Annotated in this window: 13 protein-coding genes; 6 read left to right on the plus strand and 7 right to left on the minus strand. The window is 40.1% G+C overall.

Going from position 1 to position 16118, the window contains the following annotated elements; genetic code table 11:
- Window positions 1–128: 128 nt before the first annotated feature.
- Genes ATH1_RS0112700 through ATH1_RS0112715 form a run of 4 tightly spaced genes read right to left on the minus strand, consistent with a single transcriptional unit; the run spans window position 129 to window position 6068 of the window.
- The gene (locus tag ATH1_RS0112700) at window positions 129–644 is read right to left on the minus strand and encodes a lipid-binding protein (protein ID WP_010422442.1); all 516 of its coding nucleotides are present in this window, start codon (window positions 642–644) and stop codon (window positions 129–131) included.
- A gap of 50 nt (window positions 645–694) precedes the next feature.
- Window positions 695–1396 carry a BT_2262 family domain-containing protein gene (locus ATH1_RS0112705; RefSeq protein ID WP_010422445.1) on the minus strand — a complete coding sequence of 234 codons (702 nt, stop codon included), beginning with the start codon at window positions 1394–1396 and terminating at the stop codon, window positions 695–697.
- Between the two features lie 25 nt (window positions 1397–1421).
- Window positions 1422–2879, minus strand: a complete 1458-nt coding sequence (locus tag ATH1_RS0112710) for a SusD/RagB family nutrient-binding outer membrane lipoprotein (RefSeq protein ID WP_010422448.1) — start codon at window positions 2877–2879, stop codon at window positions 1422–1424.
- A 12-nt stretch (window positions 2880–2891) separates the two neighbouring features.
- Window positions 2892–6068 (minus strand): SusC/RagA family TonB-linked outer membrane protein, encoded by a 3177-nt coding sequence (locus ATH1_RS0112715; RefSeq protein ID WP_010422449.1) that lies wholly within the window; start codon window positions 6066–6068, stop codon window positions 2892–2894.
- 948 nt (window positions 6069–7016) lie between these two features.
- Between ATH1_RS0112715 and ATH1_RS0112725 the strand changes: the two genes are divergently transcribed.
- Window positions 7017–8201, plus strand: a complete 1185-nt coding sequence (locus tag ATH1_RS0112725; RefSeq protein ID WP_010422452.1) for an ATP-binding protein — start codon at window positions 7017–7019, stop codon at window positions 8199–8201.
- 316 nt (window positions 8202–8517) lie between these two features.
- Here ATH1_RS0112725 and ATH1_RS0112730 read toward each other — a convergent pair whose 3' ends face one another.
- The 3 genes from ATH1_RS0112730 to ATH1_RS0112745 form a co-directional block, all read right to left on the minus strand.
- A complete protein-coding gene (locus ATH1_RS0112730) occupies window positions 8518–8895 on the minus strand; it encodes a type II toxin-antitoxin system VapC family toxin (RefSeq protein ID WP_010422454.1) in 378 nt (125 codons plus the stop codon).
- A gap of 638 nt (window positions 8896–9533) precedes the next feature.
- Complete coding sequence (locus tag ATH1_RS0112740) at window positions 9534–10301, minus strand: ABC transporter permease (RefSeq protein ID WP_010422461.1); 768 nt, start codon at window positions 10299–10301, stop codon at window positions 9534–9536.
- A gap of 220 nt (window positions 10302–10521) precedes the next feature.
- Window positions 10522–11115, minus strand: coding sequence for an ABC transporter ATP-binding protein (locus ATH1_RS0112745; RefSeq protein WP_010422463.1), 594 nt, complete (start codon window positions 11113–11115; stop codon window positions 10522–10524).
- Between the two features lie 638 nt (window positions 11116–11753).
- On the opposite strand from ATH1_RS0112745, the gene thrS reads away from it, so the two are divergent.
- From thrS to ATH1_RS19490, 5 genes are all read left to right on the plus strand, one after another.
- Window positions 11754–13688 carry a threonine--tRNA ligase gene (thrS, locus tag ATH1_RS0112750; protein ID WP_010422464.1) on the plus strand — a complete coding sequence of 645 codons (1935 nt, stop codon included), beginning with the start codon at window positions 11754–11756 and terminating at the stop codon, window positions 13686–13688.
- 327 nt (window positions 13689–14015) lie between these two features.
- Entirely contained in the window at window positions 14016–14549 is a 534-nt protein-coding gene (infC, locus tag ATH1_RS0112755; RefSeq protein WP_081467453.1) for a translation initiation factor IF-3, read from the plus strand.
- Between the two features lie 35 nt (window positions 14550–14584).
- The gene (rpmI, locus tag ATH1_RS0112760; protein ID WP_010422469.1) at window positions 14585–14782 is read left to right on the plus strand and encodes a 50S ribosomal protein L35; all 198 of its coding nucleotides are present in this window, start codon (window positions 14585–14587) and stop codon (window positions 14780–14782) included.
- 101 nt (window positions 14783–14883) lie between these two features.
- Complete coding sequence (gene rplT, locus ATH1_RS0112765; protein ID WP_010422471.1) at window positions 14884–15237, plus strand: 50S ribosomal protein L20; 354 nt, start codon at window positions 14884–14886, stop codon at window positions 15235–15237.
- 410 nt (window positions 15238–15647) lie between these two features.
- Window positions 15648–16118, plus strand: a 471-nt coding sequence (locus tag ATH1_RS19490; protein ID WP_010422475.1) for a helix-turn-helix domain-containing protein, incomplete at its 3' end; no start/stop codon positions are given.

A 16118-nucleotide genomic window follows, 5' to 3' on the forward strand; every position in this document is an offset into this window, starting at 1 on the left:
CTGACTGGAATACAGAATTTTATGATAGCAAGATGACAAGTTGGGTTAGCTATTTGTGATGAAGGGCGCAAAAAAAACCGTCCTTACAATTACAATAAGGACGGTTTTTTATTAAAAATATTCGAACATTATAGGTCTTCAGGCCAACCAGTGTAACGATATCCTGAAACCAATAGGGTGTCGTTTGGGATTCCGGTATAATCAACAAGATCTTCAAACCATAACTCAAAATAAATGCTATCAACTGGTAAACCAGATGGAGGTACAGCTCCATTTTTAATTATCTTTCCATTTCGGACGATAACCTTTATTTCATAACCATCGATATTATTCACAAGAGTATCAGAAGTTCCAAAGGTTTTATTCTCAAGATTGATCGGTACCTTAACCTTATAATCCCAAAAATTAGCATCATCAAACAACCACATTTCAGTTGTGGAATTATCAGCAGTATTAAAGGTATAAATCTGCGACTTTCCTACACCAAAAGGGTCAGCTCCAAAGGAACTATGATCATAAACAACTGTCCACTTACCGGACATTTCTTCAACGGGGGTCCCGCCTGGCTCATAATCATCCTCACAAGAAGTAAAAGGAAAAATTAATCCTATGACTATTATTGTTGATATTAATATTTTTCTCATGTCGTAAAATAATTAATTAATTAATTTCAATAAGCAAACTATTGAAAAAACTAGTAAGCAGTTACAGCAAAAATATCACCACCGGCATATATCGATTCCCAATATAATGTACCCGTTTCAGGATCATACGACCCATTTCTGAAATCCTCCAAACCATCTCCCCATCCAATAACATGACTATAGAGTACTGAAATTGAATAATCACTATTAAGAGCGATATAACCATCCATCCGGTAATTTGAACCATAATCAGATCCTATTGAATAATAGTTACCCATCAAACCTTCCACATAAAATATGCCTTGAGCAACTCGCGAAATTGACACTGATGAATTTGGAAATGGGCGCGGATTTGTTCCATCTCCTTCTGTGCGAACCACCTCAGCCGCATAATCTCCGGTCAAATCATCTTGAGGTGATGCTGGATCATAAACAATCACTTGCCGAGTTACTGACGAAGGATAACCATCTTTATTAACAGCACTATAAGTTAACTCATAAACACCTAAATTCTCTCCCACTTCCCCTGTAACCGTCACATTAGATGTTACATCATTGTCTCCTTCCATGGCTATGAAACCAGGTTCAACATATTCCTCTCCCTTTTCTATTGCCACAACATCTCCTTCTTGCAATTCAAACGTGACGAAGTGTGTAATAGTAGAGATATCCTCAGTAGAAGTTGATTTCTCGCAGCTTGATAAAAGCATTATTATTCCGACAAGAAACAACAAATATTTTATATTATTCATATTTCTTAAATTTTATGAATTTAATTTATTTCTGATCCCACCAAATATTCTCAGTTAAATTCTTTTGCTGAGGAGCATTGTCATTTAAGCGTGTACTTTCCTCTGGAAAAGGAAGTCTTTGAATAAAGTTTCCTTGTCCTAATGCATTCCCGCTTGGACTTATTAAAGTTCCGGCAGTGTACAATCCTCCGTTATAAACTTCATTCGCATTAGCCCCAGTATACTCGGGATAACCTAATCTACGCATTTCGTTCCAGGCTTCAAAATTATTAACTAAACACAATGAAACCCACTTTTGCATGGCAATTTGCTTAATTTTATCCTCCTCTCCGGCTGTCGAATCCCATTCATAAGGAGCACCCTCACCATATAAATCTTCACCATCAGTAGACAAACCATGTAAGGCCAAACTATGATCAATCGCATTCTCATAGCTTTCCATTGCTTTTGTGTCATCATTGAAAAATCTCAGGTATGCCTCACTTTTGAACAATTCCAACTCTGACATGGTGAGAAAATAGACCGGCTGTACAGCATCAATGATAGGATGACTAAAATCAGCAGTCATGTCTTCCTTCATTGCTGGCACGGCACCAATGAAATCATCATTAACAGTTGTAAATAACAATGGAAGACGAACATCGAACTTGTTTTTCAAAAAGTTTATAATAGGAAGTGCTGCAACATTATTAACAGTACCTAAACCAATAGCATTTGTACCATACCAGGGATTATATCTGTTAGGCTCATCATTCCATGCCGCAAAAGCAACATCTGAAGTTATGAAATTATCCTCCTGTATTAGTGACTGAATTTCTGCGGAATAATCAACTGCATAGCTGGCACGCATGTAAATCTTCAGTTTCAAGCTATTTGCAAAAGCGACCCATTTATCAAGGTCCCCACCGAATAAGTAATCAGTCGGGGAAACATAGGCATCTGCTTCAAGATTATTCAAAGCTTCATCTATACTCGCAATTAAGTCTTCATAAACCGATTGTCCATCATCATACTTGGGCGATTTATTCTCAACTCCCATTAAGGCTTCGCTATAAGGAATATCACCAATCAAATCAACCCAAACCTGAAAAGTATATGCCTGAAGTACGGTAGCAATTAGAACATACCCAGTCTGATTGTCTTCAAGTGCTTTGGTTCTAACAGCCTCAAGATCATTCAACGCCCCGGCATACAACTCAGTATAGTCACTGTTCAGGAATGGAGCATTAATATCATAATTATCAATCTTATTGTATTGATTCGCCTCAGGAGCCTGAGTCCAATACTGAGTGAAAAATCCGGCAAAATTAAACATATTACCTCCTACTCGTGTAGCAATTGATGCTTCAGCAGCAGGAAGAATCAATTCAACCGGAACATCTTCTGGTGTGTTGGGATCTGTATTCACATCCATCCATTCTTCACAACTTGAAGAAAGCAACAACACCGGAATCATAATGAAATATATTAATATCTTCTTCATTGTTGAATCTTTTTAAAATTTAACTTGGATTGTTCCACCAATTCTTCTGGTTGATGGATTGGCTGAGTATTCACCAAACATTCCTATCAAATCGTTACCAAATGTGGAAACTTCAGGATCAATAAATGTATTATCCTCAGGGGTGAATAATAATAAATTATTCCCAAATACCGTAAGGGTAACATCTTTGAAAAATCCACTTCCAAGCCATCTTTGAGGCAATTGGTAGGACAATGAAACATTTCTCAGTTTCACATACGACCGATCTATCAGGAAATTTTCGTTTAACTTATCTTCACCATCACCAAAATAAGTGTAAAAATCAGCAGGATATACCGGAGTAGTATTTTCCACATAACTCCCATCTGCTAACTGATTAACAGAATTGGGTATAATAAATGGCTTTCTGTCATTATAAGTGGTTTGAATTGAATTTCCGGTAAATGCAAGAATGTCTTTTGTCCTAGAATACATTAAACCACCCTGTCTGATATCAATGTTAAAACTTAAAGAAAATCCTTTGTAATTAAAGTCATTGGTAATACCGACTGTATAATCATAATTGGCATCTCCAACAACTTCCGGATCAGATGCAATCGGTAATCCTGTTTCAGGATTAACAACTACATTTCCTTCAGGATCCCTTTCCGGAACAGTAACTTTGAAAAGACCCAATGGCTCGCCCACTCGCGCAACAAGATGGGTGCTTGCAGCGGTTGTACCAAAACCATATAAGTCAAGTTCACCCTGGTCCCCTCCAAGTTCCTCAGGCAAACTAACCAATTCATTATTGTTTTTAGCATAATTAACGCTAAGGTCCCACGTAAAGTCACCAACTTTTATCGGCGTCGCTTTTACCAATAGCTCGATACCCTTGTTCTGGATTTCACCAATATTGGTGGTTTGAGCAGTATAACCGGTAGCAGGGTCCATATCAATGGTAAAAATTTGCTTTTCACTTGACTTATCATAGTAAGCAACATCAATGGCCAACCTCCTTCTGAAAAATTCGAGTTGTAGACCCACTTCACTCTCCGTTGACATTTCTGGTGACAAATCCAAACTTCCAAGGATATTACCTTTTTCAAATGAATTTACTCCGCCCAGTGGAAAACTTATATTCTGAAATTCATTATAGATTGCTCCCTGATTAAAATAAGGAAGTACCTGGTATGGAGCGGCATCCCGTCCTGTCTTACCATAAGCTAGTCTGACTTTACCAAAGCTCAGAATATCATTTTCCGGAATGAGTTCAGAAAAAATGAAACTCAAAGTTCCTCCCGGATAAAAGAATGAATTATTCTCTTTTGGAAGTGTTGAAGACCAATCATTTCTTGCCGTTAAAGTAGCATAAAGCATACTCCTGTAACCAACCTCGAAAGACCCATACAGGCCAACAAGCCTTCTTATTGAGGAATATTCATCTACAGAGGGAGTTCCGGAAGAGTTTGACAGATCGTAATAATAGGGGATATCCAGTCCTGTTACAGTTCCACTGACACTTGATTCAGCTCTTTCGTTAATATTGTACCCACCTATAGCATCCAATTCGAAATCACCAAAAGAATTATTATAAAATAACTGGAAATCATGGCTAAGCTCGCTTAATCTTGTAGTTTCCTTTGTTACTGAACCCGGCTCATCAATTTGGCCTGCATTTGGAGTTCCCGGATCAACTGCAATTTCGGGATTACCCAATTTTGTTTCACTATTCGTCAAATCCAGTCCCAAACGATAAGCTGCGCTAAAATTATCATTAATTTGATAATCAAGTTGAACTTTACCAACCAACTTGTTACGCTTATACTCATTATCAATATGGTCTATAAGGAAATACGGGTTAGCTATACCGTAAGGCGTAAAGTAATAGCCCAATTGATCAAAGGGATCGGTTTCATAATCCTCAAGACTAATCAAACTTATATCACGGGGTGTCTGATAAATTGAGTTAATCATAGTCAGCCCCTGCCCTGTCGGTGAATATTGGTTTTTTTGATGCGAATACCTGAGATTTGAATTTATAGTAAGCTTGTCTGTCATATTCTGAGTGACATTCAAACTATAAGTATACCTCTCATAAGTATCAGCATCGGTTGGAACCAAACCATCGTTGCTCAACTGAGACAATGAAGCATAATAACTTGTATTCTCATCCTGGCCACTAAAAGAAACACTATTGTTGTACCTGAAACCATATTCAAAAAAATCTCTCACATTATCTTTTTGAGCAACAAAAGGTTTAATCTTTTGGGAATTGTTATAAACTCTTCCCCACTGTCGAATACTTCCATCCAAACGTGGTCCCCAACTTCCATTTTCAATAAATGTATGATCACCACTCCAGCCCATACCAAAATCATTCTGGAATTCAGGAAGTCGTAAAATGTCCGCGAATTGAATGCCACTCTCGACTGTAACTCCTAATCCTTCACTTTTCTCTCCACTTTTTGTAGTGATCATGACAACACCATTCGCAGCCCTACTTCCATATAAGGCTGTTGCAGCAGCTCCTTTTAATACGGTAATATTTTCAATATCGTTAGGGTTCACCAGGTTCGCTCCATTACCAAAATCGAAACCACTATTTAAAGCATCACTACTGATCGTGGCACTGTTATTAATGGGAACACCATCCACAATATAAAGGGGTTGGTTTCCTCCATTTGACAAGGAGCTGATTCCCCGAATCAAAACGCCAGTAGATGAACCCGGGTCACCTCCTGTGGCAGAAATCTGAACACCGGCTACTTTACCTTGAAGCGACGACATCATATCGTCAGTTTTGGCCTTGACAATTTCATCAGCATTTACAGAAGTTGCTGCATAACCAAGTGCTTTTTCTGATCTCCTGATTCCCAACGCAGTAACAACAACCTCATCAACCAATTGTGCAGTACCCTCCATTACTACATCAATAGTCGATTGTCCTTCATAAGGAATTTCCTGGGTTTTCATACCAACGAAGGAGAAAACGATAGTTTCGGCATCATCGGGTACTCTTAAAGAGTATGTACCATCGGATTGGGTAACGGTACCCACTGTAGTGCCTTTAACGAAAACGGATACACCAGGTATTGGCATTCCGTCATCACTTCCCGTAACAGTTCCTGTAACAGTTTGAGCCTGGGCAAACAAATTTCCCAGCCCTAAAACCATGAGGAACGAAAGTGCTAAAAGTACTTTCTTCATAGATTAAAGGTTTAAAATTAAAAAATAGAACAACATTTATAATTTGAAAAACACATGCAAGTTAATGAATGTTTTATATAATTTAAAGATTTTAACAATGTTTTTTTGACTTCACTTCCCAAAAAATTAACACCATGACTTTTGTCAGTATCTTCGTGATGTTTTATTAAGAGGGAAGGGATGTAAATGGAAATTCTGTCACAAATATATAACTTTTTGCTTTCAAAAAATAACCAACTACATTTTTTTTTGATTTTTATCACTGTTTTACCCCCCAAAAGCAACCTTTACCAGAGATAAAAATTAAATTTTATCGATCATCACCCTAAATTATAGGGGGCATGTCTGAATTTTATCAGTTATAGATTTCTATTCCCCGAAATAAACCAGTAACGAGTAACAGCAAATATATTTTTTCCCTACACTACCCTCTAATAACAAATATTAGAAAAATTTTGTTTAAAGACGGATTTTGAGTTTTGAGTTTTGAGTTTTGAGTTTTGAGTTTCGTGTTCTGAGTTTCGTGTTTTGAGTTTCGTGTTTTGAGTTTTGAGTTGGTTTGGGGTTTGAAGTTCGGTCAGGAAGAGATAGCAGGCTGAGGTTGAGGTTAAGGCTGAGGTTGAGAATTCACCAAAGATAACACAGATGACACAGATTTGATATGGATCAATGTTTAATTGTCAAGTGACCATAATTCAGGATGAGATTCTTCGCTTCGCTCAGAATGACAGGAAGGCCTCTTTTGTCATTCTGAGGAGGTACGACGAAGAATCTCTTCTAATGATCAGTGACCAATTATCAATAACCAATTCTTGCAGAGCAAGCAGCAGAGCGAGCGAACAAAACCCAGAACCAGAAATCAGAAACTCAGCCCCCCACTCAGAATCCAACATCTTGCCAAATTTATTTTTCAATCGTAAATTTGTCCAAAAAATAAAATTAAACGATATGTTTATACCGCGGACACTAACCGATAAAATAAAAGAGCTGACCACAAAATATCCGGTTATTACACTGACAGGCCCCAGACAGTCAGGGAAATCCACACTTCTGCGTCATAGTTTCCCCGACTATGAATATGTTTCCTTAGAAGACCCTGATATACGCCTCCTTGCCACCGAAGATCCACGCAATTTTTTGAAAACCTATCCGGAAAAAGCAATTTTGGATGAAATACAGCGAGTTCCCGAATTGTTTTCATACATCCAAACGCACGTAGACCAATTAAACAAGGAAGGCATTTATCTCCTCGCGGGTTCGCACAATTTTTTGCTCATGCAAAATATCGGGCAGTCCTTAGCCGGAAGAACTGCTTTACTAAAACTGCTTCCTTTCTCTCACGAAGAAATGAAACACCACCATATTCTCCCGGATAATACTGATGCAGAAATTTTTGCCGGTAGCTATCCGAGATTATATGATAAAACCATTTCTCCACCGGATTTTTATCCTTTCTATCTTCAAACGTACATCGAACGCGATGTCCGACAAGTGAAAAATATCGGTGACCTGAGTAAGTTTATTCGTTTTGTCAAATTGTGCGCGGGCAGAATAGGTCAGTTACTTAATCTGTCGTCCCTGGCCAATGAATGCGGCATTGCTGTTTCAACGGTACAGACCTGGATTTCAGTCCTTGAGGCCAGTTACCTTGTTTACCTGCTTCAGCCCAATCACAATAACTACTCTAAAAGATTGGTAAAAACACCAAAATTGTATTTTTATGATACCGGCCTGGCTTGTTCTCTTCTATCAATCTCATCACCTACTCAGCTAAACACGCATTTTCTCCGCGGCGGATTATTTGAGAATCTGGTTATTAACGAATTCTTAAAGTATTTCTACCACAGGGGAGTTTCCCCGACTCTTTCGTTCTGGCGCGATAAAACAGGAAATGAAATCGACCTGATTATTGAAAAAGACAACAAAAAAACAGCATTTGAAATCAAATCAGGGAAAACGCCTTCTCCTCAGTTCTTTAAAGGGCTAAAAAAGTGGAAAAAGCTCTCAGAAACCCCCGCTGAACAATTATTTATTATTTATGACGGAGACCAGAAAATGAAAACGGAAAATGGTTCGTTACTACCCTGGAATAAACTCGATATTGAAAGTTTACCAACCGTCAGGGTGAGCTAAGCAGGCAGAGGTTGAGGCAGAGGTTGAGGTTGAGGCAGAGGTTGAGGTTGAGGTTGAGGTTAAGGTTGAGGTTAAGGTTGAGGTTAAGGCTGAGATTGGGAGTTCACCCCAGATATCACAGATTTACACAGATTTGATATGGATCAATGTTTAATTATCAATTGACCATAATTCAGGATGAGATTCTTCGCTTCGCTCAGAATGACAGGAAGGCCTCTTTTGTCATTCTGAGGAGGGACGACGAAGAATCTCCTCTAATGATCAGTAACCAATTACGCATTAACCAATCAATCATTTCTTCGGGAAAAATTTTCAATCAGGCATCAAAATTCAACAAAAGCAAATCCAATTGTGAAATTTTTGAAAACCCTTTGTCATAAGTGACTAAAGGAAGATCATAACAGATAGATGTAGCAGCAATGATAGCATCGGGTAATTTGGAAGAATAGTTCCTGCGGACAAATATGGCCTTCTCTTTTATTCTTTGATTTAATTCAATAATATTGAATTCTTTAAGCATATTCTTTAAAACCTTAATCTCAGAATTGTTAATCTTTGGCCATGAAAGTAACTCCATTTCTGAAAGAACGGAAAGATAAACAATCTTGTTTCGTAGAATTGGTAAAATATCTTCATAACCATTGGTTAAAGAAATTACGATATTCGTATCAACAAGAATACTATTTCCATTCATTTCTCATTTGAGTTTGGATTTCAGCAGGTTTTTCTTGCCATTTTATGGTATTAAAGTATTTGTCAGGATTAAATACTTTTTTTTTCGACTTCCTTTCAGAAAGCCGTTTTGATATTTTTTGAATTTTCGATTTTGTTAATGGCTTACGAATTTCAATTATCATTTCTACAATTGTTTTATTCTTATCAAAGTTAAATAATTTCTTCGGTTTATGACAATTTTGTGAAAACAGATCCGCTCAATATTCGCTTTCCTCAGCGATTTATTTCACCAAATAAGGCAGAGGTTGAGGCAGAGGCTGAGGCGGTGAGTTCACCACAGATGACACAGATGACACAGATTTGATATGGATCAATGTTTAATTGTCAAGTGACCATAATTCAGCATAAGATTCTTCGCTTCGCTCAGAATGACAACAAGTTAAAAACTGTCATTCTGAGGAGGTACGACGAAGAATCTCTTCAGTGACTAATTGAGGTTGAGGCTGAGGCGGTGAGTTCACCACAGATGACACAGATTTACACAGATTTGACAATTATCGAACAGAGGGTTAAACCAAAACCCGGAACCGGAACTCGGAACTCGGAACACGGAACTCGGAACACGAATCCGGAAACCAGAAACAAACACCCCTCCCCTCACTGCTTCACATTTCCATAATCATCGAAAACAAACCGGCCCGACAAAAGGATACTTAAAACCAAAGTCATAGTACACCCGGCAAAAATAGCGACCATAATCATCACCTGATACCTGATGGCAGCTGCCGGAGAAGCACCGCCCAGAATTTGTCCGGTCATCATTCCCGGAAGCGAAATAAGTCCTATCACCGACATATTCGCTAAAAGAGGATTCAATCCGTTCACCAATGCATCCTGAATAAAAGGCAACAATGTTTGACGGCGGCTGCCACTGTTGGTCAGTAGAAAATAATACAGCTCCTTCTTTTGCGACAAGCTTCCAAAATAGGTTGTCAGGCCCACAATATTATGATTGAGTGAATTTCCAAGAACCATTCCCGATATGGGCACAAAGTAACGTGCCTCAAAAAAATAATCGAGCCGGATAACCGCCCCCAGGAAAAAGGCATCAATGATCGCCATTGAAACAAGACCGGACAGAATAAAGGGGAACAGGTAAGTTCGCCAGTTCATTCTCAGACGCTTCACGATGGTTCCCGCTCCTACCAATACCATTATAATAACCCACAGTGAATTGATCCATGCGTTGTTTTTATCAAATATCCATTCCATATAAACAGCCACAAGTGCCAACTGAATGACCATCCTGGCTGTACTGACAAACATGTCTTTTATCAGCCTGATACGGTAGTGCATGAATACCAACAAGGGTATTACAAGTATCGAAAATCCTAAAATGAGTTTCCAGATTCCTATGTCTATCATTGGGTGTTAGATTGTTAGATTGTTAGGGTGTTAGGGTGTCAGGGTGTCAGGGTGTTAGGGTGTTAACTTTAATGATTGTTCGTACTTAAGCTTACATAAATCTTCCACGCAAAAGCCGCAAAATATTAACACGCAAAAGGCACAAAGAAGTATCATAACTTGTCCCGACTTCTTCAGAAAGTTTTAGGTACGTTATGCCCCCAAAGGGATTCAGGGGGTCTCATAAATATATCACTTCACCGGCGGCATTGCTCCACTTTTTATTATGCGACGCTGATACAACGGTTGTATCCTCAAGACAGTTAACAACATCAATCAACTTCAGTATGGATTCATCATCCAAAGAGGCCGTTGGTTCGTCCAAAAGAAGTATTTCACGCTCGAGCGAAAGACACACGGCAATGACAATTCTCTGTTTTTGTCCACCACTCATTTCATCGAAAGGGCGCTCTATCATCGTCGAAGGAAGCCCCAATTGCTCAAGAAAGCTTACAGCCAGACTTTCTTTTCGCTCGTTTCCGATAAGAGCCAGTAGTTCCTTCCCCGTAGCAACAGGCAGATGAATATTCTGAGGCACATAGGCCAATTGAGAGCGGATAGATTTTATATTATGCTTATCCAGTACCAATCCGCCAACAAAGATGTCGCCACTGTCAGGCAATAAGTATCCCTGTATCATTTTTAATACGGACGATTTGCCTTTCCCCGAAGGACCCGAAATACAAATATTCTCTCCCTTCTTAACAAAAAAAGAAAAATCATTAAAAACAATAGTTTCCTGAAATGAAAGAAATATGTTTCTGAGTTCAATCATACATTTTATGTGTTCTGAGTTGTTGCTGGTTTCTGGTTTTGGGTTTTGTTCGCCCGGCTCTGCCGTTTGCTCTGCAAAAATTGGTTAATTGGTCTATTAGTTTCGAGTTTCTTGTTTCGGGTTTTCGAGTTGTGGGTTTCGGGTTTCTTGTTTTGGTTTAACCCTCTGATTGATTGTTGTCAAATCTGTGTAAATCTGTGTTATCTGTGGTGCACTCTCAACCTCAACCTTAACCTCAACCTCAGCCTCAGCCTCAATTTGCTTTCACGCCGGATTCCGGATTTTAAGTTTATTTTTTAACCTATTTGCCAAATCCCCTAATTGCCTATTTGCCTATTTGCCCAATCACCTAATTGCCTATTTGCCAAATCCCCTAATTGCCTATTTGCCCAATCACCTATTTGCCTATTTGCCCAATCACCTAATTGCCTAATCCCCTAATTGCCTATTTGCCTATTTGCCTATTTGCCTATTTGCCTATTTGCCTAATCCCCTAATCCCCTAATCCCCTAATCCCCTAATCCCCTAATCCCCTAATCCCCTAATCCCCTAATCCCCTAATTGCCTAATCCCCCCTCTTTGCACCTTTCCATAATATACTTATCTTTGCACGTTCTAAAAGCACAAAAGTACAAATAATGATAAAAATAACATTACCCGATCAATCGGTACGAGAGTATCCGGAAGGTGTTACCGGCGAAGAAATTGCCCGTGACATCAGTCCGCGGCTGGCTAAAGAAGTGCTGGCCGTCACTGTGAACGATCAGTTGTACGATCTTCACCGGCCGATTAAGGAGGATGCCAAAATAAAACTTCATAAATGGGAAGATGACGAAGGCAAACATGCTTTTTGGCACTCTTCGGCACACCTTTTAGCCGAAGCTCTGGAAGAATTGTATCCGGGCATTAAGTTTGGCATCGGCCCGGCCATCGAAAATGGTTTTTACTACGATGTTGACCCGGGTGACCGAACAATTTCGGATGCCGATCTGCCAAAAATCGAGAAAAAAATGATTGAGCTGGCCCGTCAAAAAGAAGAATACAAAAGACGGGAAGTTTCCAAGAAGGAAGCCCAGAAATATTTCGAAGAAAAGGGAGACCCTTACAAAGTTGAACTAATCGGAGAATTGGAAGACGGCACAATCACCTTCTACGAGCAGGGGCACTTTACCGATCTTTGTCGCGGACCTCATCTGCCCAGCACGGCTCCCATCAAAGCCATCAAGCTACTGAGCATCGCCGGAGCTTACTGGCGCGGTGACGAAACCCGTAAACAGCTTACCCGGGTTTATGGTATTTCATTCCCTCAACAAAAAATGCTGGATGAATACCTCCAAAAACTCGAAGAAGCCCAAAAACGCGATCACAGAAAATTGGGCAAAGAGCTGGAACTTTTCGCATTTTCGCGACGTGTTGGCCAGGGATTGCCGCTATGGCTGCCCAAAGGAGCCAAACTGCGCGAACGTCTGGAAAACTTCCTCAAAGGGGTACAGCAAAAATACGGCTACGAACAGGTTATAACACCTCACATAGGCCAAAAGGAGTTGTACGAAACATCCGGCCATTATGCCAAATACGGGGCCGATTCGTTTCAACCCATTCATACACCCACCGAGGGAGAAGAATTTTTGCTGAAACCCATGAATTGCCCCCATCATTGCGAAATTTTCAAAATTAAACCCCATTCATACAGGGATCTGCCCGTCAGACTTGCCGAATTCGGAACGGTTTATCGCTATGAACAAAGCGGTGAGCTGCATGGATTAACCAGAGTCCGGGGCTTTACCCAGGACGATGCACACATTTTTTGCCGCCCCGACCAGTTGAAAGATGAGTTTAAAAAGGTTATCGACATCATTTTCTATATCTTTAAGGCACTCGATTTTAACGATTACACGGCACAAATCTCACTTCGCGATGCCAACAATAAAGAAAAATACATCGGGAGCGACGAAAATTGGGAAAAAGCCGAAAAGGCAATTATCGAGGCCTGCGAAGAAAAAGGATTGCAAACAGTTATCGAAACCGGGGAAGCAGCCTTCTATGGCCCGAAACTCGACTTTATGGTTCGCGATGCCATCGGCCGAAAATGGCAGCTGGGAACCATCCAGGTAGACTATAACCTGCCCGAACGGTTCGAACTGGAATACATAGGCCAGGACAACCAGCCACACCGTCCGATTATGATCCATCGTGCGCCTTTTGGCAGCATGGAACGATTCGTGGCGGTTTTGATCGAACATACTGCAGGAAAATTTCCGCTGTGGCTCACCCCGGAACAGGCTGTAATTCTGCCCATCAGCGAAAAATATAATGAATACGCTAAAAATCTTTTAAATTTGCTGAATAATTCCGATATTCGCGCCGTGTTAGACGACCGTAATGAGAAGATAGGTAAAAAGATACGGGACAATGAGCTGAAACGTATCCCTTACCTGTTGATCGTCGGAGAAAAAGAAGCTGCCGGAAACCAGGTTTCTGTGCGCCGGCAGGGTGAAGGCGATAAAGGCGTTATGACTATTGATGCGTTTATTGACTTCATTAAAAAGGAAGAAAAAAAGAGCCTTCCTTAGCCTCCTCCAACCCCTCCAAAGAAGGGTAGAAATAGAGGGGGATTTGAACAGAATTAAAAAAAGAGGTGAAAAAGACTCAGGAATAAATGGGTGCGGTATAAAAAGCATATTTTTGTCAAAATATAGGCGTTTTAAATTTTTGTACCGGAGTTAACTTGTTGTTAATGAGGATGCAAAAATTTTAAACAACAATGAGTTTGGCAACAAAGATGCTTTTTAGACCAGGCTCATAAATATAATTGATTGTTTAATTAAACCCGGGTTCTTGCAAGCAAGAATTTGGTAAAGTAAAAGGAGGGTTTAGATATAGGAAGACCAAGAAAAAACATCGGACGTAACCCCAAAGATGAACTCAGGTACAGGACCAATCGTCAAATCCGCGTACCCCAGGTACGTATTGTTGGAGATAACATTGACGAACCAGGGGTTTACCCGACAAGCGAGGCCCTGAAACTGGCCGACGAGATGGAACTTGACCTTGTGGAAATTTCCCCAAAGGCCGATCCACCGGTTTGTCGGATCATTGATTATCAGAAGTTCCTCTATCAGCAAAAGAAAAAACAAAAGGAACAGAAACAAAAATCGGTTCAGGTTTCAGTGAAAGAGGTCAGATTTGGCCCCAATACCGATGAACACGACTATAATTTTAAACTGAAACATGCCGAAAAGTTCCTGAAAGAAGGCGATAAGGTAAAGGCTTTTGTCTTTTTCAAAGGTCGAAGCATTCTTTTCAAGGAGAAAGGAGAAATCCTGTTGCTCCGGCTGGCGCAAGACCTTGAAGAAGTCGGAAAAGTAGAGCAGATGCCCCGCCTCGAAGGAAAACGGATGACCATGTTCCTTTCACCCAAAAAGAAGAACTAATCTGTATTTTTTATACCAAATAAATATATAGAACAATGCCAAAAATGAAGACGAATTCCAGTGCCAAAAAGCGTTTTGCGTTAACCGGCAGTGGAAAGATCAAGCGTAAGCATGCTTACAAAAGTCACATTTTGACTAAAAAATCAAAGAAAAGAAAGCGGAATCTGACCTATTTTGGCGAGGTGCACAAAGCCGATCGTAACAACGTGAGGCTTTTACTCGGAATGAAGTAAAAATCCGCTATTCTTTAAATCAATTTATTTAAAAAACCTGTGAATGACTTAGCTAAAAGTTCCTGAACAGGACGCTAACCATTCTAAAAAACAGTAAAAACATGCCAAGATCAGTAAATGCTGTTGCTTCAAGAGCACGAAGAAAAAGGGTGATGAAACTCACCAAAGGGTATTTTGGTCGTCGAAAAAACGTGTGGACAGTCGCCAAAAATGCCTGGGAAAAAGGTATGGTATATGCTTACCGCGACCGTAAAGCGAAGAAAAGAAATTTTCGTTCGCTGTGGATTCAGCGTATCAACGCCGCCGCCCGTCTCGAAGGCATTTCCTACAGCCGTCTTATGGGACTTATGAAACAACAAAACATCGACATTAACCGCAAAGTTCTGGCCGACCTGGCCGTTAATCACCCCGATGCCTTTAAAGCCGTGGTGAAAAAAGCCATGAATAAGAACTAAGCTTTTCAGATAATTTTTCAGAAAAACCCGCGTCAAAATCTGGTGCGGGTTTTTTGTTTATAATTTAGGGTGGATAAAACGGAGCATACCCACCCAAAAAACGGCCTAGCCAAGGTCTGAAAAACGGCCAAAAAAAGCGTTAAAAAACGGAGCATTGCCGTTCAAAAACGCTTAAAACGGCCAAAAATGGTTAAAAAAACGGAGCATTGCCACCCATTGGTTTTCAACTGGATGAAAATTGGTTGAAAAACGGAGCATTGCCACCCATTTTAAGTTTGTAACGATCTGGAATAAAATCCGAAACGGAGTATGTCCCCCCGGGGAAGTCACTTTTCAAAAACAGAGCATTGCCGTTCACTTTTTTGCCAGTATTTTTCTATGCACAAAACGTATAGAAAAAACTTAAAGTCATGGCAGGAAAGATAAAAGAGATGAGTAACGTAAAACAAATGCTCCGGCTGCATCAAAATGGCGTTTCCAACCGCCAAATAGCCGCAGAACTTTCAGTAAACAAGGAAACGGTCAATCGTTACGTAAAACGAGCCAAACACGACCAATTATCCATTAAAGAATTGCTAAAACTGGATGACCCGGTTTTACAGCACCGCATGACCGGAGGCAATCCTGCCTATCCGGACGATCGCTTCGAGGTGTTAAAGGGCAAGCTCTCATACTTCGAAAAAGAGTTGAACAGGAAGCATGTAAACCTCAAAACACTCTGGGAGGAATATATTGCAGAAAATCCTAATGGATATAGTCTGACACAGTTTCGGTATCATTTCAGGCAGCACATTAAAGCCCGGGGGAAAACACCTTCTTCAATCTTAAAGGATTTATACGTGCCTGGCGAAAAACTTTTCATCGATTTTGCCGGGGACACA

Source organism: Anaerophaga thermohalophila DSM 12881 (assembly GCF_000191885.1).
In the GTDB taxonomy this organism is placed as follows: Bacteria; Bacteroidota; Bacteroidia; order Bacteroidales; family Marinilabiliaceae; genus Anaerophaga; species Anaerophaga thermohalophila.